This window comes from Actinoplanes sp. NPDC051343 (genome assembly GCF_044455125.1).
Lineage (GTDB): Bacteria > Actinomycetota > Actinomycetes > Mycobacteriales > Micromonosporaceae > Actinoplanes.
Genome location: NZ_JBITEL010000012.1, coordinates 163,682 through 184,284 on the forward strand (window position 1 = coordinate 163,682; position 20,603 = coordinate 184,284).

Sequence of the window (20,603 nt, forward strand, 5' to 3'; positions counted from 1 at the left end):
CGACCCTACGCAGGGCCCCTGAGCCGGTCAACCATATCCTGGGTCGGCACGCCGACAGCCGAGATCACCATGTCAGGCACCTCGTCTTTCTGCGCGCGTCGTGAATCTTTTCCTGCCTTGGGGCGCTTGTCGGCCGATACGGCAGTTGTAGCCACGCCGACCTCGCTGTTAGCGTGCCCGTTTGCTGGTCATCAGCACTGTTCGCATAGCACGACGGATCGGCCAAAACCAGACAAGCAGGTGAATCGTTCGCCACGATGAGCCTGTTCATCCGCGCCGTTTCAGGCTCCGGGAAGTCTGCCGACCATCCGGCCGGGGAGCGACCGCCGGCGCGTACACAGGTTGTGGATAACCTGTGGACAACCGGTGGCGCCGAACGTCTTCGGCACGTTAGATGTGCTGGGTTGGGGGGGAGCCGTCGGGTGCCTGCCAAGGCAACGACGGGCATAAGGCGATGAGCCGGACAAGGTCCACCGGGGGTCGGTGGCGATGGGGGTGGCGCGGCGGTGGCCGATCAGGTCGACCTGGGCGATGTGTGGAAAGCGACGCTGGAGGAACTGGTTGACGAGATCTCGTCGCGCCAGCAGCGCGCTTATCTGCAGCTCACCAAGCTGCGCGCCATTGTCGAGGACACCGCGCTGATTTCCGTACCGGACGCCTTCACTCGGGACGTGATCGAGTCACGTCTGCGCCCGGCGATCACCGAGACGCTGAGCCGCCGGCTGAACCGGCCGATCCAGGTCGCGGTCACGGTCAAACCCCCCGAGGACGGCACCGGCATGCCCGGAACGGTCTACGGCACCCCGGTCGAGGGAACCGCCGACGATCTCGGTGAGCCGCAGCCGCGCCACTACGCCGAGCCTCCGCTCTACGCGGAACCGCCCGAGCCTCCCCCGGCGTACGGTCACCTGACCGAGACCTACACGAACGGTTCGGCACAGCGCCAGGCACCGCCCACGGCGTACCCCCGAACCGTGCCCGCCGCCCGCGGCGGCCAGGAAGCGCTCTTCGCCGATCCGGTGCCACAGGCTCAGATCCCGCCGGCACCGCAGATGCCTGCCGCCCGCGCCCCCGAGAAGCTGCCCGACCGCGAGGTCAACGACGCCCCCCACCGCATGGCGTCCGACCCGACCCAGCTGCAGAACAACCTGCGCCGCCCGGACGACCTGCGCCGCCCGGACGACCGCCCTACTCTGCTCGGCCAGGACCGGCGCGACGACACCATGCAGATGCGGGGCGGCGACAACGGCCCCGGCCGCGCCCCGATGGATATGCGCCCGAGCAGCAACCCGCGCGGCACCAACGACGGCAACCGGCTCAACCCGAAGTACATGTTCGAGACGTTCGTCATCGGCTCGTCCAACCGCTTCGCGCACGCCGCTTCGGTCGCCGTCGCCGAGTCACCGGCCAAGGCCTACAACCCGCTGTTCATCTACGGCAGCTCCGGCCTGGGCAAGACGCACCTGCTGCACGCGATCGGCCACTACGCGACCACACTCGGTCACGCCCGCTCCGTCCGTTATGTCTCGACGGAGGAGTTCACCAACGACTTCATCAACAGCCTGCGCGACGACAAGACGCAGGCCTTCCAGCGGCGCTACCGTGACGTCGACATCCTGCTCATCGACGACATCCAGTTCCTGGAAAACCGCGAGCGCACCCAGGAAGAGTTCTTCCACACGTTCAACACGCTGCACAACGCCAACAAACAGATCGTGATCAGCTCCGACCGCTCACCGCGCCAGCTGGCCACCCTCGAAGACCGCATGCGCACCCGCTTCGAGTGGGGCCTGCTCGCCGACATCCAGCCGCCCGACCTGGAGACGCGCATCGCGATCCTCCAGAAGAAGGCCGCTCAGGAGCGGATGTACGCCCCCGACGACGTCCTCGAGTTCATCGCCTCGCGCGTCTCGAACTCGATCCGCGAACTCGAGGGCGCACTCATCCGGGTGACCGCGTTCGCCAGCCTCACCCGCGCGCAGGTCCAGCTATCCCTGGCCGAAGAAGTCCTCCGCGACTTCATGCCCGACGGCGGCGGCCCCGAGATCACCGCCGACCAGATCATGGTCTCGACCGCCGACTACTTCGGCGTCAGCCTCGAAGACCTCCGCGGACACTCCCGCTCCCGAGTGCTGGTCAACGCCCGCCAGGTAGCCATGTACCTCTGCCGCGAACTCACCGATCTATCCCTGCCCCGCATCGGACAGGCCTTCGGCGGCCGCGACCACACCACGGTCATGCACGCCGACCGCAAAATCCGCCAGCACATGGCCGAGCGGCGCTCGCTCTACAACCAGATCGCCGAACTCACGAACCGCATCAAACAAAGCACCTGAAGACGTACGCGCAAGCCGGCCCCCAACCGCAAAGTCGCGCGCCCCGGCAAGCAGCCCCATCCAGGCGCGGGGTCACCCTCCTTGCCGGCCTTCCGGCCGGATCAGCTTCTCCCCGGCTAGTCGGCGAGATCGCCGGTCAACTCGAGCTGTCTCCGCGGGCCAAGCCGCCTCGCCCCGCCCGGCTCTTCGCGGCCGTCGCAATCGCCCGCCCTGCGTCCCGCGCCCCCTCGTTGCCCAGGCTGTTGACCCGTCCGCATTGCCCGAATGGGCAAAAGTTGAACGTAAAACAAGTGTCGACGGCACTCCTGTGGACGACACGGAAAAGCTGTCAGACCCGGGTGCTTCACTTTCACCCCTCCCAGAGAACGGGGTGGGGGCGGTCCGGGCCGCAGCCGCAGATCCCGAGGCCCGTACTCCTGTGGACCGCTATCAAAAAACGTCAGACCCTCGTGCTTGGCTGGCCCCACCCAGTAGAGGGTGGGGCCGCGGGTGCACTGCGGCACGGATTTGATCACGCAGTCAGCCCCATCGGCTCGGCGGCTCGGCGGCTCGGCGGCTCGGCGGCTCGGCGGCTCGGCGGCTCGGCGGCTCGGCGGCTCGGCGGCTCGGCGGCTCGGATGAGCTTTCCGAACCAACCCAGATGACGGGCGACGGGCGACGGCCCCAGATCTAACAGACGGGCCAGCAAACAGCGGCTGGACAAAAGCAACGAGTGCCTCGACAGCCCGCGCCGACTCCGACGACAGCAACACCACGGGCCGAACGGCTAACCCCCAACGGCACCGACGCGCCCAGGTCGGACGGCTAACCGTGACGGCAGCAACGCCCCCGGGTTGACGGCTCAAACGCCTAACTCGCGGACGTCATCAATGCCGCCAGATAGATCGACTTGCTGGTGTAGTCCAACTTCCGTGCCCACCTCGGACCACTCGCACGACGACGGCACGCACGACAACGGCTCGCACGACAACGGCTCGCACGACAACGGCTCGCACGAGCCGGTCGGACAGCAACGACTCGCGCGGCAACGATTCGCCCCAGCCGGATCGGACGGCAAGGGCTCGAACGGGTCTCGGATGGCAACGGCTCGCTTGGGTCGATCGGCCGGCAAGGGCTCGCACGGGCCATCAGGCGAGCCGCTTGGGCAGCCGATCGGACCGCAGCACCTCGAACGACAGCCACGCCGGCGGATCGATCGGGTGAAAGCTGCTCAAGCGCCGGCCAGCAGACCCATCCACCAACGCCCGCCGATTCCGGCGAAACGGCGCCGGCGTCCGCAGACCAGAAGCCACAGCCCTCCGGCGCGATCCCCAGCAAAAGAGCGCCGGATCAGCCCGAAAACCCCGTGCGCCGCCGACTTATCAACAGGCCTCCACAGGCAAGCCCAGCTTTCCCACAAAGTTGTCCCCAACGACGCCCACAACCCCACAGCCGCCCCAGCCCGGTGGACAACCGCATAACCCCAGCTCACCAAGGCCGCAACCACACCCACCGACCGATGACGATGCAAGATCGCGTCTCAGAAACGGCCCATCCACACCCGCCCGTTATCCCCAGAAGATCCACTCATCACCCCACCAAACGGCCCGAAAGCCGATCCACCACCAACCCACTTTGTCAACGTCAGGACGGAACCGTTTCGTGCCAACGTTATCCACACCAATTCACAGGTCTCCACAGGTTGTTATCCCCAGCGGTGGACAAGGCGAGGACCCGAACCCCACAGATGTGGATCAAGCGTGGGGAAATCGATGTGGACAAACACGAAGAGTCACGAATTTGTCCACCGCCTGTGGACGGGTGTGGATTTCCTGTTGAAGGTTCTGGGGACGACGGGCCGGTAGCGTCTCAACGTTGTCCACACCTCGGGGGACAAACCCCGTGGATATCCGGTGGATAGCCGGTGGACAACGGTGGACAACGCCCGTCAGCGCGACGACTGTGGACCCAAACCCACGGTTGTACCCCGGTTGCCCACATGTGAATCACCGGTGGATAACCCGCTGACCTGCATCAACATGAGTTCTCCACACTATGCACAGGACCGATGAAGACGACTAGATGTTCTTCTGAGACAACGAAAAGCAATCATCAGCGTTGGGGAAGGTGTGGATGAGCCGGATTGAGGCCGAAGACCCTCGGTCTCACTTCGCAGCACCGGGGCCGCGGGCGCACCGGCTTGCTACGCGCCATAGAGTTCCTGAGGGTCCACGGATCCCTATAGAGGAAGCGACGCGGAGGACAGCATGAAGTTCCGGGTGGAGCGAGACGCACTCGCCGACGCCGTGGCATGGACGGCCAAGAGCCTTCCCAGCCGGCCGTCGGTGCCGGTGCTCGCCGGCGTCATGCTGCGAGTCACCGACGGCCGGCTACAGGTCTCCGGCTTCGACTACGAGGTCTCCAGTCAGGTGAGCGTGGAGGTGCAGGCCGACGCCGACGGCGCCGCCCTCGTCTCCGGCCGCCTGCTCGCCGAGATCACCAAGGCACTCCCGGCCAAGCCGGTCGACATCGCCGCGGTCGGCGCTCACCTCGAACTGGTCTGCGGCAGCGCGCGCTTCACGCTGCCGACCATGCCGGTTGAGGACTACCCGAGCCTGCCCGACATGCCGTCCAGCGCGGGCACGGTCGACGCGGCCACCTTCGCCTCCGCGGTCGCCCAGGTGGCGATCGCAGCCGGTCGTGACGAGACCCTGCCGATGATGACCGGCGTACGCATCGAGCTGAACGGCTCGTCGATGGCGATGCTGGCCACCGACCGCTACCGGCTGGCGATGCGCGAGCTGGAGTGGAACCCCGACGACTCGGAGATCAGCCTCAACGCGCTCGTGCCCGCCAAGACCCTCAACGACACCGCCAAGGCTCTCGGCCCGATCGGCGGGGCGGTCACGCTGGCGCTGGCCCAGGGCAACGCGGGCGAGGGCATGGTGGGTCTCGCGGGCGGCACCCGGCGTACGACCAGCCGGCTGCTCGACGGCGCCAACTACCCGCCGGTCCGCTCGCTGTTCCCGGCCAGCCACAATGCCGAGGCCCGGGTCGCCGTCGCGTCCCTGGTCGAGGTCGTGCGACGGGTCGCGCTGGTCGCCGAGCGCACCACCCCGGTGCTGCTGAGCTTCAGCGAGGACGGGCTGGTGGTCGAGGCCGGTGGGACGGAGGAGGCGCGGGCCAGCGAGGCGATGGAGGCGGCCTTCACCGGTGAGGCGCTGACCATCGGCTTCAACCCGCAGTACCTGATCGACGGCCTGCAGAACCTCGGTGCCCCCAACGCGGTGCTGTCGTTCGTCGACGCGTTCAAGCCCGCTGTGATCTCTCCCGCAGGCGAAAACGGCGAAATCGTGCCCGGTTACCGCTATCTGATCATGCCGATCCGGGTAACTCGCTGATACTGAGCGGGAGAGAAACGCACATCTAGGGGGAACACCATGCAGCTCGGCCTTATCGGCCTCGGCCGGATGGGCGGGAACATGCGCGAGCGGGTCCGCGCCGCCGGGCACGAGGTGGTCGGATTCGATCACAACCCGAACATCTCCGACGTCTCTTCGCTCCAAGAACTCGTCGACAAGCTGGCCGCTCCTCGCGTGGTCTGGACCATGGTCCCGGCCGGCGAGATCACCGAGAACACCATCGACACCCTCGCCGACCTGCTCAGCGAGGGCGACCTGATCATCGATGGCGGAAACTCCAAGTTCACCGACGACCGTCCGCGGGCCGAGCGCCTCAAGACCAAGGGCGTCGGCTACATGGACTGCGGCGTCTCCGGCGGCATCTGGGGCAGCCAGAACGGGTACGCCCTGATGGTCGGTGGCGAGGCCGACCACGTCGCCCGGGCCATGCCGATCTTCGAGGCGCTCAAGCCGGCGGGTCCGTACGGCTTTGTCCACGCCGGCCCGGTCGGCGCCGGTCACTACACCAAGATGGTTCACAACGGCATCGAGTACGGCATGATGCAGGCCCTGGCCGAGGGCTGGGAGCTGCTCGAGGCCTCGGAGTACGTCGACAACGTCCCCGGCGCGATCAAGAGCTGGCGCGAGGGCAGCGTCGTCAAGTCGTGGCTGCTCGACCTGCTCGACCGGGCGCTCGACGGCGACCCCGAGCTGGGCAAGCTCAAGGGCTACGCCGAGGACACCGGTGAGGGCCGCTGGACGGTCGACGAGGCGGTCCGCCTGGCCGTTCCGCTGCACGTCATCGCCGCTTCGCTGTTCACGCGTTTCGAGTCGCGCCAGCCGGACTCGCCCGCGATGAAGGCCGTCGCCGCACTGCGCCAGCAGTTCGGCGGCCACGCCGTCGTGGGCTGACCGAGGCTGATCGAAGGATGTTTGTACGCCGGGTCGAGCTGACCGACTTCCGTTCCTACGAGCGGGTGGCGGCCGACCTCGACCCGGGCGTGTCCGTACTGGTCGGCCAGAACGGCATGGGCAAGACCAATCTGGTCGAGGCGCTGGGTTACGTGGCCACTCTGGACAGTCACCGGGTGGCCACCGACGCCCCACTGGTCCGGGCGGGTGCCACCTCGGCGGTCATCCGTTGCACGCTCGTCCACGATGGACGCGAGCTGCTCGTCGAGCTGGAGATCGTTCCCGGCAAGGCCAACCGGGCCCGCCTCAACCGTTCGCCGGTCCGCCGCCCGCGGGAGATCCTCGGTGCCCTGCGCATGGTGCTGTTCGCGCCGGAAGATCTCGAACTCGTCCGCGGCGACCCGGCCGTCCGCCGCCGTTACCTCGACGACCTGCTGGTCGCCCGGCAGCCCCGCTACGCCGGAGTGCGCGCCGACTACGACCGCGTCGTCAAGCAGCGCAACGCCCTGTTGCGTACGGCCTATCTGACCCGCAAGGTCGGCGGCAACCGCGGACAGGATCTCTCCACCCTCGCGGTCTGGGATCAGCACCTGGCCCATCACGGCGCCGAGTTGCTGGCCGGTCGGCTCGAGCTCGCAGCGGCCCTCGGGCCGCATCTCACCAAGGCCTACGACGCGGTGGCGGCTGGGCGGTCGGCGGCCTCGATTTCGTACGCGTCCCCGCTGGGCGAAGATCTCGTCCCGGATCGGCCCGCCCTGGAGCAGGCCCTGCTCGCCTCCCTCGCCGACCGGCGGACCGCCGAGGTCGAACGCGGCGTCACGCTGGTCGGCCCGCATCGTGATGACCTGACGCTGGCCCTCGGCGATCTGCCGGCGAAGGGGTACGCCAGTCACGGCGAGTCCTGGTCGTTCGCCCTGGCTCTGCGCCTGGCGGCGTACGATCTGCTGCGCAGCGACGGGATCGAGCCGGTGCTGGTGCTCGACGACGTCTTCGCCGAGCTCGACGCCGGCCGCCGCGATCGGCTCGCCGCCCTGGTCAGCGACGCCGGCCAGCTCCTGGTGACCTGTGCGGTCCCCGAGGACGTCCCGGCGACTCTGGTCGGCGCCCGCTACTCCGTCACCCCGGGATCGGTGGAACGTGTCGGCTGACGAACAACCGCTGTCCACAGGTGACGGTGTTTATCCACAGGCCCACCGCCCCGCGTCGCGCAATTCCCGGCCCGCTGAGTGGCCCGCTGAGTGGCCCGCTGAGTCGCCCGCAGAGCCGTCAGGCCCTGCCGAGGCCACCCGCGTCTCGGGCGCGGGCCGTTCCGGCGCCCAGCGGCCCGCTCAGACGCCTTCCCCGCGCGGCGAGCCGGCGGTGCCGGGCCGATCCAATGCGACGCGCAGGCCCGAACCGGCTGTCAGCTCCGGGCCCGAACCGGCCGTCAGCTCCGACCCCGGGTCGACTGTCAGGCCCGGGCCCGGGTCGACTATCAGGTCCGGGCCTGAGTCGGCCAGCGGCTCCGAGCCCGAACCGGCCGGCGGCGTCGGGAAAGCTGGTGCGAGCGAGGCGGGCGACCCTGATCTGGCCGGGCCCGACCTGGCTCGGGCCGTCCTCGATGCGGCGCTCGCCAAGCGCCGCGAGGCCGCCCGCAATCCGCGGCGGCGTCCGGCCGGGGAGGGCTCGGGCCGGCGGCTTCGCGGTTATTCCGGGCCCGGGCCCGACCCGCGCGACCCGCAGAAGTTCGGCGCCGTCCTCGACCGCCTGATGAAGGCGCGCGGCTGGGAGAAGCCCAAGGCCGAGGCGACCGTCTTCGGCGCCTGGGAGCGGGTGGTCGGCCCGGACATCGCCAAGCACAGCCGTCCGATCAAGCTGGATGCCGGTGTGCTGACCGTCGAGGCCGAGTCGACCGCGTGGGCGACGCAGCTACGTCTGCTGGCGGCCACCCTGCTCAAGAGCATCGCGGCCGAGGTCGGCCACAACGTCGTCATCAAGCTGCAGATACACGGGCCGGCCGCACCCTCGTGGACCAAGGGCCCGCGCCGGGTGCAGGGCCGCGGCCCGCGCGACACTTACGGCTGATCCGGGCCAAGTCAGCGGGTCAGCGGTCAGCCGGGTCAGCGGTCAGCCGGGTCAGCGGTCAGCCGGGTCAGCGGTCAGTAGTCGGCGAAGACGGCGAAGCCGCGCTCGGCGCAGCGGCGGTAGAAGCCGGCGAGCACGGCCAGTTCGCTGAGCGCGAAGCTCCAGTGCGGAGCGTTGCCGGCGTCGTCACGCAGCGCCGCCAGCCGCTGATCGAGCCAGCGCAGCTGCTGCTCGGGGAGCCGTCCGCCGGCGACCGCGCCGCGCATGACCTCGGCGACGGTGTCGAAGGTGACCAGGTTGCCGAACTGCGTGTGGCTCTCGACGAAGCGCTCGAGGCCGCCGGCGATCCAGGCGCAGCCATCCGGGTCGATCACCGGGTCTTCGTCCTCGGCCGCGGCGTCGGTCGCGTACAGCACGCCGTTGAGACCGAGCAGCAGATCGACCAGCTCGGTGTACGCCGTGGCCCGCACCGTGCCGTTCTTGGCGATGTGCAGAGCCAGCGCACCGGTGGGCGCCGCGACGTCCGGTGTGTCGGCGACCGTCCCGAAGTCGACGAACTCCGCGGGAGCCACCGGGTCGTAGTACTGATTCGTCCGGGGCCAGTGCACCGCGACGTTTTCCAGCCCCTTGTCGTGCGCCATGGGGGCCACCCCTCCTCGCCCTGCCTCGCGGCCGTCCGGCCATGCACCGGCCCGCGCGGGCGAGGTTACGACACCAGCGCGCGCCGTTGTGAGGCAGTGTCGCAGTGCGTGCCCGTACATTGCGTCAGGCGCGCCCCGACGATCGACAGCCGGATCCGCGCCGATTGCGCCGGGCGGTGATGCCGTGTAGGGGGAGACGTGGGTAGCGGGCTCAACGGCCCTACGGCAATCTGAGGCACCCGGAAGGGGTGCCGGACCCCCGCGAACTGGATTTCGCGGAGTAGAATCGATGCAGACCGGGAAATGCCGTAGTGGCATTGCATAGGGTGACGACTGCGCTCCGTTCGCAGTCGTCACACTACGCGTTTTTCCCAGCCGATCACGATCCGCGGGCGCTCCGCGGCGACCGGCGTGCACGGTTCCACCGGTGGTCCGCTCCTCCCCGCGGGTTGTCCTGTGGTGCAACCCCGTGCCCGCCGGCAGTCGCTTGGCGGCCCGCCAACCCCGTTCGGGGCCCTGTACAGGGTCTTCGCACGAGAAAGTGGCCGAGGGTGGCAGAGAAAGAGCAGGAATACGGTGCCGGTCAGATCACCGTTCTCGAAGGCCTCGAGGCAGTTCGCAAGCGTCCGGGTATGTACATCGGCTCCACGGGTGAGCGCGGTCTGCACCACCTGGTCTGGGAGGTTGTGGACAACGCCGTAGACGAGGCCATGGCCGGCTACTGCGACACCGTCGACGTGGTTCTACTGGCCGACGGTGGTGTCTCGGTCACCGACAACGGCCGTGGTTTCCCGGTCGACCTGCACCCCAAGCTCAAGAAGCCGGGCGTCGAGGTCGCGCTGACGATCCTGCACGCGGGCGGCAAGTTCGAAGGCACGGCCTACAAGGTCTCCGGTGGTCTGCACGGCGTCGGCGTCTCGGTCGTCAACGCGCTGTCCTCCAAGATGCATGTCGAGATCCACAAGGACGGCTTCGTCTGGCGGCAGGACTACACGGCGTCCAAGCCGGGCCCCCTGCAGAAGGGCGAGGCGACCACGACGACCGGCTCGACCGTGCAGTTCTGGCCCGACGGCAAGATCTTCGAGACGCTGGAGTTCGACTTCCAGACGATCTACCGGCGCCTCCAGGAGTACGCGTTCCTCAACAAGGCGCTGACGATCAACTTCACCGACGAGCGCTCGGTCGACGAAGAGGGCAACCACCGCACGGTCACCTTCATGTACGAGGACGGCATCTCCGACTTCGTACGCCACCTCAATCAGACCAAGACCCCGATCCACAAGACGGTCATCGACTTCGGTACGGAGTCGGTCGAGGAGGGCATGGCGGTCGAGATCGCCATGCAGTGGAACGAGTCGTACGGCGAGTCGGTCTACACGTTCGCCAACTCGATCAACACGCATGAGGGCGGCACCCACGAGGAGGGCTTCCGCGCCGCGCTGACGAGCATCGTGAACCGGTACGGCAAGGACAAGAAGCTCCTCAAGGGCGACCAGAACCTCTCGGGCGAGGACATTCGCGAGGGTCTCGCCGCGATCATCTCGGTGAAGCTGCAGAACCCGCAGTTCGAGGGCCAGACCAAGACCAAGCTCGGCAACACCGACATGAAGAGCTTCGTCCAGCGGGTGACCAACGAGCAGCTGGCCGACTGGTTCGACCGCAACCCGGCCGACGCCAAGACCATCATCACCAAGGCCGACCAGGCAGCCCGCGCCCGGATCGCCGCGCAGCAGGCCCGCAAGCTGGCTCGCCGCAAGTCGCTGCTGGAGTCCGGCTCGATGCCGGGAAAGCTGGCCGACTGCCAGTCGACCGACCCGCGGGTGTCCGAGCTGTTCATCGTCGAGGGTGACTCAGCCGGCGGCTCGGCCAAGCAGGGCCGCGACAGCCAGATCCAGGCCATCCTGCCGATCCGCGGCAAGATCCTGAACGTGGAGAAGGCCCGGATCGACCGGGTACTGAAAAACAACGAGGTCCAGTCGCTGATCACCGCGCTGGGCACCGGCATCCACGAGGACTTCGACGTCGCCAAGCTGCGCTATCACAAGATTGTGCTGATGGCCGACGCGGACGTGGACGGCCAGCACATCCAGACCCTGCTGCTGACCCTGCTGTTCCGCTTCATGCGGCCGCTGGTCGAGATGGGCCACGTCTACCTGGCGGCCCCACCGCTCTACAAGATCAAGTGGAACAAGCGGGGCGACGACGCGCAGTACGCGTACTCGGACCGGGAGCGTGACGGACTGATCGCGCTGCGTCAGCAGAAGAAGGCGAACGCGAAGCCGGACGACATCCAGCGGTTCAAGGGTCTCGGCGAGATGAACTTCCACGAGCTGTGGGACACGACGATGGACCCGGCGACGCGCACGCTGCGTCAGGTCACGCTTGACGACGCGGCGGTGGCCGACGAGTTGTTCAGCGTGCTCATGGGTGAAGACGTGGAAGCTCGGCGTTCGTTCATCCAGCGCAACGCCAAGGACGTGCGCTTCCTGGATATCTGACGAGTGTGGGGTGGTGCGTAACCTGAACGGCCACCCCCACCGTCATCCACAGCGAGACCCTTCTTTCCACAACGTTATCCACAGCGAGACGCGTGCTTTCGGCACACTTGTCTGGTTTACCTTGAGTAAGGGTTAACAGTGACTGACACTCCCGAATCCCCCGACGGCGACGAAGTTCCCCAGGCGGAGACCGGCGGCGGTGTGACCCAGCGAGTCGAGCCGGTCGGCCTCGAGGTCGAGATGCAGCGCTCGTACCTCGACTACGCGATGAGCGTGATCGTCGGCCGCGCGCTGCCCGACGTCCGCGACGGCCTCAAGCCCGTTCACCGCAAGATCCTGTACGCGATGTACGACGCCGGCTTCCGGCCCGACCGGGGCTACGTCAAGTGCGCGCGCGTGGTCGGCGACGTGATGGGCAACTACCACCCGCACGGCGACTCGTCAATCTACGACGCCCTGGTCCGCATGGGCCAGCCGTGGTCGCTGCGCTACCCGCTGATCGACGGCAACGGCAACTTCGGCTCGGCGGGTAACGACCCGCCGGCCGCCATGCGGTACACCGAGTCGAAGCTCGCGCCGCTGGCCATGGAGATGCTGCGCGACATCGACGAAGACACCGTCGACATGCAGGACAACTACGACGGCCGGGCCAAGGAGCCCACGATCCTGCCGGCGCGGTTCCCCAACCTGCTGGTCAACGGCTCCGAGGGCATCGCGGTTGGGATGGCGACCAAGATCCCGCCGCACAACCTGCGCGAGGTCGGCGCGGCCGTGCAGTGGGGGCTCGATCACCCGGAGGCCGACGAGGCCACGACGCTCGAAGCGGTCCTGGAGATCGTCAAGGGTCCTGACTTCCCGACCTACGGCCTGATCGTCGGCCAGACGGCCATTCAGGAGGCGTACCGCACGGGTCGTGGTTCGATCCGCATGCGCGCGGTGGTCGAGGTCGAGGAGGACTCCCGCGGCCGCCCGTGCCTCGTCGTCACCGAACTGCCCTACCAGGTCAACCCGGACAACCTCGCCGAGCGCGTGGCCGAGCTGGTCAAGGAGGGCAAGCTCACCGGCATCGCCGACATCCGCGACGAGTCCTCCGGCCGTACCGGCATGCGGTTGATCCTCGTCCTCAAGCGGGACGCGGTCGCCAAGGTCGTACTCAACAACCTGTACAAGCACACCCAGCTGCAGGAGACCTTCGGCGCCAACATGCTGGCGCTGGTCGACGGGGTGCCGCGCACGCTCAACCTCGCGCAGTTCATCCGCTACTACGTCGAGCACCAGATCGAGGTCATCCGGCGCCGGACCGCGTACCGCCTGCGCAAGGCCGAGGAGCGCGCGCACATCCTGCGCGGCTTGGTCAAGGCGCTCGACATGCTCGACGAAGTGATCGCTCTGATCCGGCGCTCTCCGACCGCCGACGAGGCCAAGGGCGGCCTGATCCAGCTGCTCGACATCGACGACGTGCAGGCCGGCGCGATCCTCGACATGCAGCTGCGCCGGCTGGCCGCGCTCGAGCGTCAGCGCATCATCGACGAGCTCGCCCGCATCGAGATCGACATCGCCGACCTCAAGGACATCCTCGCCAAGCCGGAGCGGCAGCGGGCGATCGTCTCCGAGGAGCTGGGCGAGATCGTCCAGAAGTACGGCGACGATCGGCGGACGCAGATCATCCCGTTCGACGGCGAGGTCTCGATGGAGGATCTCATCGCGCGGGAAGACGTTGTGGTGACGATCACACGAACTGGTTACGCCAAGCGCACCAAGGTCGACATGTATCGATCGCAGAGGCGCGGCGGCAAGGGTGTGAGCGGCGCAATCCTGCGTCAGGACGACATTGTTTCGCACTTCTTCATCATCTCGACGCACGACTGGATGCTGTTCTTCACCAACAAGGGCCGGGTCTACCGGGCCAAGGCCTACGAGCTGCCCGAAGCCATGCGTTCGGCCAAGGGACAGCACGTCGCGAACCTGCTGGCCTTCCAGCCCGACGAGCACATCGCGCAGATCATCCAGATCCCGAACTACCAGGTCGAGCCGTACCTTGTGCTCGCCACTAAGAATGGTCTCGTGAAGAAGACCCGCCTCGACGAATTTGACTCCAACCGCAGTGGTGGCATCATCGCCATCAACCTGCGGGAGGATGACGAGTTGGTGGGGGCGGCCCTGGTAGCACCGGAGAACGACCTGCTCCTCGTCTCCAAGCACGCCCAGGCCATCCGGTTCAACGCCACCGACGAGGCACTTCGCCCGATGGGCCGGGCCACGTCCGGCGTGATCGGCATGCGCTTCAGCGGGGACGACGAGCTCCTGGCCATGGAGGTCGTACGCGACGGTATGGATGTGTTGGTCGCCACCAACGGTGGGTATGCGAAGCGCACACCCATCGAGGAGTACCCGGTGCAGGGCCGGGGCGGAAAGGGCGTTCTCACTGCGAAAATCACGGAGCGTCGTGGTGGACTGGTGGGTGCCCTGGTGATCAGCCCGGAGGATGAACTATTTGCCATCACCAGCAATGGTGGTGTCATCCGGACTCCCGTGAAGCCTGTACGGCGCACGAGGGATCGGAACACAATGGGGGTCAAGCTGATGGACCTCCCAGAAGGTGTAACCATCGTGGCGCTTGCTCGCAATGCCGACGAGCCTGACGAACAGGACTAGTTGATGCCGGAGACACAGGCTAAGTCGGGGGGCCCCGGGACCTCAGCGACTCCGGGCGAGGCGGCCAAGAAGGACGCCGGCGCCGGACGCGAACCCGCGGGCCGCGCGGGGGTCCCCGCCGATGCCCCGTCCCCGCCGAAGTTCACACGGGCGCCGGGCATGGCCCCGCCGCCCGGCGAGCCGCCCGCCGACACCGATTCGTCCGACGCGAAACGGCCCGGCGGGCCCGGAGTCGCCAAGGGCTCGGCCACCGTGCCGATCGTGACGAAGGGCAAGGGGGCCGCGCCTAGCGCGGCCACTCCGCGTACGGGATCGGCGCCGGCGCCGCAGCGCCCCGGAGGAGCCCCTGGCGGCTCGCCCGCCCAGCCCGGCAGTCCCAAGCAGCGCCCCAACAGCGGCGGCGGTGCGAGCAGCGGCGGCGCGGCCGGTTCGGCCGCAGTCGGGGCGGCCCGTGTCTCTGAAGCAGTCCGTTCGGCCCGGTCCACCGTCTCCGCGGCGGCCGGCCGCGGACCCCGCCGGGCCCGGCTCAACCTCAAGCGGATCGACCCCTGGTCCGTGATGAAGTTCTCGTTCGCGGTGTCGGTGGTCCTGTTCATCGTCGTCGTGGTCGCCACCTCGGTGCTCTACCTGGCACTCGACACCATGGGCGTGTGGAACTCGGTCAACGAGAGCCTCAAGACCCTGGTGACGGCCGGCGGCGGCACCGACGGGGCGACCCAGACGGGCTTCCGCATCACCGCGTGGGGCGTCATCGGCACGTCGATGCTCATCGGTGCGGTCAACGTCGTGCTGTTCACCGCCCTGGCGACGCTCGGCGCGTTCATCTACAACGTCTGCGCCGACCTGGTCGGCGGCGTCGAGCTCACACTGGCCGAGCGCGACTGAGGCAAGCATGCCCGGGTTACGGGCCACCCCGTTTTGGTGGCCCGTACGCCCGTGCGGTAACCTTCGGTGTCGCAATCGCGCGGGGCTATAGCTCAGTCGGTTAGAGCGCAGAGCTGATAACTCTGAGGTCGATGGTTCGATTCCATCTAGCCCCACGAGTGGCGGGGGCCCTTGTCCGCACACACGGCGGACCGGGGCCCACTCGTCATTTCCCTCCAGGGGCCGAGCCCCCGGACGCCCCGCGTTGCGGTGGTTGCGCTTCGCGGAATACCTTCGGTTCGGTTGCTCGGGTCGCTCGCTTCGCTTCGCTCGCGGTAATCCGTTGGGAGTTGGGCAATGTTCAAGAAGCTCCTCATTGTTGCGGGCCTGGTTGGTGCCGCTGCATTTGTTATCAAGAAGGTCAAGGCGTCCAGCGACGAGCGGGCGTTGTGGCATGAGGCCACCACTGCTCCTGACCTTCGATAGGTTTTGGTTCGGGGGCCCTAGCTCAACTGGCAGAGCACCGCCTTTGCAAGGCGGGGGTTAGGGGTTCAAGTCCCCTGGGCTCCACGAGTGTCGGGGTCCCCGGTCCGCGGAAAGCGCGGACCGGGGACCCTCGTCATGTCTGCTCCGGGGGCCGAGCCCCCGGACGCCCCGCGTTGCGGTGGGCGCGGTGGGTTCGGGTGCGGGGGCGAACCTCCTTCGGGAACCTGCCTTGCGGCGGGCGCGACGAGTGCGGCGGGTCCTTCCGCTGGCCGATCCCCAGGGAATCCGCGTTGCGGTGGGTTCGGCTGCGGGCCGCGTCGGCTGCGGGCCGGGCCGCGGAATTCCCTGCTGCGATGAGCTCGACCGCTTTGGCTAAGCCGCCAGTAATCCGCGGTGCGATGGGTGGTGGTGGACCCGGCCCCTGGGAAAGGCGGTGGGCGGCTGTGCGCCCCCAGCTTCCTGGGAGACGCAGTGGGTGGGTTGTGGCCTAGCCCCCGGAACACGGTGGGCGGCTATGGGCCCAGCCCCTAGGGAAACGCGGTGGGTCGGTTATGACCCATCCCCCGGAAAGCGGGCGGTTGTGGCTCCGCACTTGGAAAGCGCGGTGGGCCGTCGTGGGCCCAGCCTCACAGGAAACGCGGTGGGCGGTCGCGCCGCAGCCTGCAGAAACGCGGAGGTTGTGGCCTCGCACCCCCACTGCTCGGTGGGCGGTTGTGGGCGCAGACCCTCCATACCCCCCCGTGGGCCGTTGTGGGACTCCGCCGTAGAACCCCGATAAGCGCGGTGACTCCGTTTACGGGATTGATCCTGAACCGAGGCTGCGGTGAGCGGTGATTGCGGCCGTGCGCGAGCCCCGAAATTGCGTGCCGGTGGGGTGCGGCTGTGGGGGTGAGTCCTGAAGATTGGGTGCCGCGGTGGGGTGCGGCTGTGGGCCGAGTCCTGGAAGCCGCGCGCTGCGGTGGGAGCGGCTGGGTGGGCGAGCCGAAGTGTGGTGGTGGAGGCTGCATGGCCCAGCGCTTGGGAGCCGGGGCGGTGGTGCGGATGCCGGCGGCGGCCCTGGGCCGGGAGGTGTGGTTGGGATGGCGCGGCCTTTTGGTCGCGCTTCTTGTGTATGTGGTGGGGCTGGGGAAAACCCGAGTGGGATGGTCCTTGGGGGGTTCGGCTGATCTACTGGCTCGGTGCGGCGGCGATCTTTGTTCTGGCTTCTTGGTGGCGGTGTGCTGGGCGGATGCGGGGCCAACGGCGTGGGGGCCGTACCTCGGGGGAGTGGGGGCTCCGGTCTGCCCTCAGTCAGGCGGTCGCCTGTGCCGGCGGTTTCGTCGCTGCTTGTTGTCGGGCGGGCGGCGGTGGCCGAGGACTATCGGTGGTTCGGTGGGATCCGGGACTTCGGTGAGGGGTTCTGTTTCACGTGGATCCGGGAGCGGACGCCGCAGCAGGTGATCAAGCAGAGCGGCGGGAAAGAGCTCGAGCGGATCGGGTGGGATCAGCTGGTCGGGTCGGGGGACGGGCAGGAGGTCGGCGCCGATCGATACTTCTACGGCGTTGCCCACGTGGCCGAGTGGACGCTGATGATTGAGGACGGCGGGACGTTCGGCACCACGGATTCGCAGGTCTGGCCGCTGTCGCGCGGGACGACGCTGATCTCCCACTATCGCGGGAAGGACGGGCGCGGGCGGCTGCTGGTGCTCGACGACCAGAGCGTGCGACTCGACTTCGACCCGATGGCGGCCGACCGGATTGCCGGTAGTGGTGCCGAGGACTTGAGGCCGGTCATCGACGGGGCCGGGTTCGCGGCGGCGCAGAGGCTCCGGCCGGGCGATCGGAACGAATACCGTGCGTACTGCACCGAGGCCGCTTTCGCGCTGATCGAACGGATGACCGGCGTGGCGATGACCAAAGAGCTGCTGGAGACGCTTACGTACCTGTTCACGAGCGTGCCCCGGTCGTCAGTACGGTCCAGCTGAAAGAGTCAACGGCCGTTCGGTTGTTGCGTTGCGGGAGTGGCGAGCGAGAACATCCTCGCGTGACGATGCGCACATCCCCCGAACTACTGAGCATCGGTGAAGCGGCGATCCTCCTCCGGTCGTCGCGACGGCAGGTGTCAGATCTCTGCGCGCGCGGTCTCCTCCCGTACGTCTCGGTAGGAACGCAGCGCAAGCTGCGGCGCGCCGATGTCGAGGCTCTGATCCGGCCGGCTCTGAGCCGCACCGAAACCGAGCAGCTGTGGTTGCACCGGGCGATCGCCGGGAAGTTCGTCGTCAACCCGGCCGCGATCCTGGCCGCCGCCACGAGCAACCTGCGTCGGCTGCGGCGACTGCATCCCGAGGGTCATTCCTGGGAGTGGATCGACCGCTGGCAGGCCGTGATCGACGAGGGGCCGGAAGCGGTACTGGAAGTGCTGACGTCCTCGGCCGGCTACGCGGTGGAATTACGGCGCACATCACCCTTCGTCGGGATACTGTCCGAAGTGGAGCGACGGAGGGTGCTCGACGCCCTGGGCGAGACCCGACGGGAACGAGCGCGGCCGATGCGTGCGGAAACCCTGGAACGGGTGTTGCGGGTGGTGTGACCGGGCATTTTGGCGGACTGTGAGTTGTCAGTCACAAAACAATAGAAGGACCTTATGTAATTTGCCGCGTCGGGCGGATAGTGAGTCGGTTCAAGATTCGGTCACGCCGATACCCCCTCCGTGACCGCCTCCAGCTGGGAGGTTTCCTATGCCGACCACCACCCCCACACCGAGCGTCGCGACCAGGCTCAAAAGCCTTCTCGAAAATCTGCTGCAGATGCCCATGCCGATCCGGCTGCGCGCCTGGGACGGCTCCGTCGCCGGTCCGGAAGACGCGCCGACGCTGATCGTCCGGCACAGGCGAGCGTTACGCCGCCTGATATGGCAGCCGAACGAGCTCGGCCTGGCCCGTGCGTACATCTCGGGCGAAATCGATCTCGAGGGCGACCTGTACGACGCGCTGAACCGGCTCGCCGCGCTGCTCTGGCGTTCGCCGGACATCCAGGACGTGCCACTGCGTACGGTCGTCGCCGAGGCGTTCAAGCTCGGGATCATCGGCACCCAACCCAAGCCGCCCCCGGAAGAAATGCGCGTCAGTGGCGCCCAGCACAGCAAACGCCGGGACAAGCAGGCAGTCAGCCAGCACTACGACGTCGGGAACGACTTCTACAGCATCGTGCTCGGCGAGAGCATGGTCTATTCGTGCGCGTACTGGATGCACGACGAAGCCGGCTACGGTCTGGCCGACGCGCAGCGCGACAAGCTCGACCTGATCTGCCGCAAGCTCGGCCTCAAACCCGGGATGCGGCTGCTCGACGTCGGCTGCGGCTGGGGAAGCCTGGCCATGCACGCGGCGAAGCACTACGGCGTGCAGGTGCTCGGCATCACCCTCTCCGGCGAGCAGGCCGACTACGCCCGCAAGGCGGTCGCCGAGGCCGGCCTCACCGACCAGGTCGAGATCCGGATCCAGGACTATCGCGACCTCGACGACGGGCCCTTCGACGCGATCTCCAGCGTCGGCATGGCCGAGCACGTCGGCACCGAGCCCTACCTCGACTACGCCAAGATCCTCTACCGCCAGCTGCGGCCGGGCGGGCGCCTGCTCAACCACCAGATCGGCCGCCTGCACCTGCCGCCGAAGCAGCCGCACGAGCAGCGTTCCTTCATCGACGCCTATGTCTTCCCCGACGGGGAACTGGCGCCGGTCGGCACGACGGTCACCCTCCTCGAGGAGGCGGGCTTCGAGGTACGCGACGTGCACGCTCTCCGGGAGCACTACGCCCGTACGCTGCGTGCCTGGGTGGCAAACCTGGAGTCCGACTGGTCGACCGCCGTACGCCTGACCAGCCCTGGCCGGGCCCGGGTCTGGCGGCTCTACATGGCGGCTTCCGCGCTCGCCTTCGAGCAGGCCCACATCAACGTCAACCAGATCCTGGCGGTGAAGGGACACCGTGACGGCAGGAGTGACATGCCCCCTACGCGGATCGACTATCTGGCGTAAATGGGATGTAACGCCGTGGTGCTCTGGATTCGAGCACCACGGCAATGACCGGGTAAACCATCGGCTTATTCACACCCACCAACGTGGTCCTGCGGGCCGGCCTGCCGGGCGGTTAGCCTGCGACCGTGAGCGAACGAAAACGGGCCGCCGCCGTGATCGTGCGGGATGGCCGTGTGCTGATGGTGCACGAGCGGAGCCGACGATTCGGTGGCGGCGAGTGGTGGACCCTGCCAGGCGGCGGCATAGAGCCTGGTGAGACCCCCGAGCAGGCGGTGCGGCGCGAGGTGTTCGAGGAGACCGGCCTGGTGGTCGGCGACGCTCGATACGTCCTCGAAATGCCGTACCCGTCGGGCATGACCTCAGTGTTTTCCGTGACCGTGGCCGACGGCGAGCCCCGCCTGGGCGCCGACGACGGGGTCGGACCCGAGGCGCTCGGCCTCGACTGGCTGCCCGCACCCGAGCTGCCGCTCGAGACCGACGGCGTCCTGGTCCCGCCCATGATCGTGGTCCTGCCGACCTAGCGGATCGACGCGGCCGGGCTGCTCAGGCGTTGAAGCGGACACTGCGGGGACGACGGGGTCGACTGTCCGGGCGATCAGGGAATTGGCTGTGCGTTGACGATCGCCGGTCTTTGCTCGCGGGCGGCAGCGGCTTCTCGGCTTTGCTCGCGGGCGGCAGCGGCTTCTCGGCTTTGCTCGCGGGCGGCAGCGGCTTCTCGGCTTTGCTCGCGGGCGGCAGCGGCTTCTCGGCTTTGCGC

The 20,603-nt window shown here is 67.9% G+C and carries 15 protein-coding genes and 2 tRNA genes; 15 read left to right on the plus strand and 2 right to left on the minus strand.

The window, feature by feature from the left end; genetic code table 11:
• Window positions 1-506 precede the first annotated feature (506 nt).
• From dnaA to ACIA5C_RS34570, 5 genes are all read left to right on the plus strand, one after another.
• Window positions 507-2,336 carry a chromosomal replication initiator protein DnaA gene (gene dnaA / locus ACIA5C_RS34550; RefSeq protein WP_396062575.1) on the plus strand — a complete coding sequence of 610 codons (1,830 nt, stop codon included), beginning with the start codon at window positions 507-509 and terminating at the stop codon, window positions 2,334-2,336.
• Between the two features lie 2,246 nt (window positions 2,337-4,582).
• Window positions 4,583-5,716 carry a DNA polymerase III subunit beta gene (dnaN, locus tag ACIA5C_RS34555; RefSeq protein WP_396062577.1) on the plus strand — a complete coding sequence of 378 codons (1,134 nt, stop codon included), beginning with the start codon at window positions 4,583-4,585 and terminating at the stop codon, window positions 5,714-5,716.
• A 39-nt stretch (window positions 5,717-5,755) separates the two neighbouring features.
• Window positions 5,756-6,628, plus strand: a complete 873-nt coding sequence (gene gnd / locus ACIA5C_RS34560) for a phosphogluconate dehydrogenase (NAD(+)-dependent, decarboxylating) (protein WP_396062579.1) — start codon at window positions 5,756-5,758, stop codon at window positions 6,626-6,628.
• A 17-nt stretch (window positions 6,629-6,645) separates the two neighbouring features.
• Window positions 6,646-7,776, plus strand: coding sequence for a DNA replication/repair protein RecF (gene recF / locus ACIA5C_RS34565; RefSeq protein ID WP_396062581.1), 1,131 nt, complete (start codon window positions 6,646-6,648; stop codon window positions 7,774-7,776).
• Between the two features lie 325 nt (window positions 7,777-8,101).
• Complete coding sequence (locus tag ACIA5C_RS34570) at window positions 8,102-8,692, plus strand: DciA family protein (protein ID WP_396062904.1); 591 nt, start codon at window positions 8,102-8,104, stop codon at window positions 8,690-8,692.
• A gap of 74 nt (window positions 8,693-8,766) precedes the next feature.
• Here ACIA5C_RS34570 and ACIA5C_RS34575 read toward each other — a convergent pair whose 3' ends face one another.
• Window positions 8,767-9,333, minus strand: coding sequence for a hypothetical protein (locus tag ACIA5C_RS34575; protein WP_396062583.1), 567 nt, complete (start codon window positions 9,331-9,333; stop codon window positions 8,767-8,769).
• Window positions 9,334-9,884: 551 nt separating this feature from the next.
• On the opposite strand from ACIA5C_RS34575, the gene gyrB reads away from it, so the two are divergent.
• The 10 genes from gyrB to ACIA5C_RS34625 all read left to right on the plus strand — a co-directional run bounded on the left by gyrB (window position 9,885) and on the right by ACIA5C_RS34625 (window position 20,367).
• Window positions 9,885-11,831 carry a DNA topoisomerase (ATP-hydrolyzing) subunit B gene (gene gyrB, locus ACIA5C_RS34580; RefSeq protein WP_396062585.1) on the plus strand — a complete coding sequence of 649 codons (1,947 nt, stop codon included), beginning with the start codon at window positions 9,885-9,887 and terminating at the stop codon, window positions 11,829-11,831.
• 138 nt (window positions 11,832-11,969) lie between these two features.
• A complete protein-coding gene (gene gyrA / locus ACIA5C_RS34585) occupies window positions 11,970-14,486 on the plus strand; it encodes a DNA gyrase subunit A (protein ID WP_396062587.1) in 2,517 nt (838 codons plus the stop codon).
• Between the two features lie 3 nt (window positions 14,487-14,489).
• Window positions 14,490-15,371, plus strand: a complete 882-nt coding sequence (locus ACIA5C_RS34590) for a DUF3566 domain-containing protein (protein ID WP_396062589.1) — start codon at window positions 14,490-14,492, stop codon at window positions 15,369-15,371.
• A gap of 81 nt (window positions 15,372-15,452) precedes the next feature.
• A tRNA-Ile gene (locus ACIA5C_RS34595) sits at window positions 15,453-15,526 on the plus strand.
• Between the two features lie 181 nt (window positions 15,527-15,707).
• Complete coding sequence (locus ACIA5C_RS34600) at window positions 15,708-15,836, plus strand: DLW-39 family protein (RefSeq protein WP_396062591.1); 129 nt, start codon at window positions 15,708-15,710, stop codon at window positions 15,834-15,836.
• An 11-nt stretch (window positions 15,837-15,847) separates the two neighbouring features.
• Window positions 15,848-15,920 (plus strand) — tRNA-Ala (locus ACIA5C_RS34605).
• Between the two features lie 1,220 nt (window positions 15,921-17,140).
• The gene (locus tag ACIA5C_RS34610) at window positions 17,141-17,800 is read left to right on the plus strand and encodes a DUF6461 domain-containing protein (RefSeq protein WP_396062593.1); all 660 of its coding nucleotides are present in this window, start codon (window positions 17,141-17,143) and stop codon (window positions 17,798-17,800) included.
• Window positions 17,801-17,865: 65 nt separating this feature from the next.
• Entirely contained in the window at window positions 17,866-18,405 is a 540-nt protein-coding gene (locus tag ACIA5C_RS34615) for a helix-turn-helix domain-containing protein (protein ID WP_396062906.1), read from the plus strand.
• A 148-nt stretch (window positions 18,406-18,553) separates the two neighbouring features.
• Window positions 18,554-19,846 (plus strand): class I SAM-dependent methyltransferase, encoded by a 1,293-nt coding sequence (locus ACIA5C_RS34620; RefSeq protein ID WP_396062595.1) that lies wholly within the window; start codon window positions 18,554-18,556, stop codon window positions 19,844-19,846.
• A 125-nt stretch (window positions 19,847-19,971) separates the two neighbouring features.
• A complete protein-coding gene (locus ACIA5C_RS34625; protein WP_396062597.1) occupies window positions 19,972-20,367 on the plus strand; it encodes an NUDIX domain-containing protein in 396 nt (131 codons plus the stop codon).
• Window positions 20,368-20,389: 22 nt separating this feature from the next.
• Here the strand turns inward: ACIA5C_RS34625 and ACIA5C_RS34630 are convergent.
• On the minus strand, window positions 20,390-20,603 hold a 214-nt coding region (locus ACIA5C_RS34630), incomplete at its 5' end, for a hypothetical protein (RefSeq protein WP_396062599.1).

Excerpts from the sequence above, each read along its gene's own strand:
- dnaN (WP_396062577.1), top strand. The coding sequence starts at position 4,583 with ATGAAGTTCCGGGTGGAGCGAGACGCACTCGCCGACGCCGTGGCATGG.
- gnd (WP_396062579.1), top strand. The coding sequence starts at position 5,756 with ATGCAGCTCGGCCTTATCGGCCTCGGCCGGATGGGCGGGAACATGCGC.
- recF (WP_396062581.1), top strand. The coding sequence starts at position 6,646 with ATGTTTGTACGCCGGGTCGAGCTGACCGACTTCCGTTCCTACGAGCGG.
- ACIA5C_RS34575 (WP_396062583.1), bottom strand. The coding sequence starts at position 9,333 with ATGGCGCACGACAAGGGGCTGGAAAACGTCGCGGTGCACTGGCCCCGG.
- ACIA5C_RS34590 (WP_396062589.1), top strand. The coding sequence starts at position 14,490 with ATGCCGGAGACACAGGCTAAGTCGGGGGGCCCCGGGACCTCAGCGACT.
- ACIA5C_RS34600 (WP_396062591.1), top strand. The coding sequence starts at position 15,708 with ATGTTCAAGAAGCTCCTCATTGTTGCGGGCCTGGTTGGTGCCGCTGCA.
- ACIA5C_RS34615 (WP_396062906.1), top strand. The coding sequence starts at position 17,866 with ATGCGCACATCCCCCGAACTACTGAGCATCGGTGAAGCGGCGATCCTC.
- ACIA5C_RS34620 (WP_396062595.1), top strand. The coding sequence starts at position 18,554 with ATGCCGACCACCACCCCCACACCGAGCGTCGCGACCAGGCTCAAAAGC.